This is a genomic window from Hydrogenophaga sp. A37, assembly GCF_002001205.1.
Lineage (GTDB): Bacteria > Pseudomonadota > Gammaproteobacteria > Burkholderiales > Burkholderiaceae_C > Hydrogenophaga.
Genome location: NZ_MUNZ01000053.1, coordinates 1 through 320, shown reverse-complemented (window position 1 = coordinate 320; position 320 = coordinate 1). Strand labels below are relative to the sequence as shown.

Genomic DNA, 320 nt, shown 5'->3' with positions numbered 1-320 from the left:
TGCCGCCTGCGCGCTGGCTCTGGAGCAAGGAGCCTACAGCTACAAGCGCGTGCTGGCGCTGGCGGAAGTCAGCTTTGCCCAGGCACTGGCGGCCATCGAGATCGAGTCCAGCGGTGCGCCCGCCGCCAGTGTCCGCACGCTGACCCAGCAGCATGAGCTCATCCGCGACGCCGATGAGTACGCCGATCTGTTTGCGCATGCTGCGGCCGTCACAGCCACGAGCACGCTCGCCGCCGCCACGGCGAACACCACCACCAACAACAACGCACCTGGAGTTCAGCCATGAACATGATCGAGATAGAACGCGCGCTGCGCGAGCT

Annotated in this window: 1 pseudogene; it reads left to right on the top strand. The window is 65.9% G+C overall.

What is annotated here, in order from left to right:
• A pseudogene (locus B0E41_RS26995) lies at positions 1–286 on the top strand (hypothetical protein); the annotation flags it as partial.
• Between the last annotated feature and the right edge of the window lie 34 nt (positions 287–320).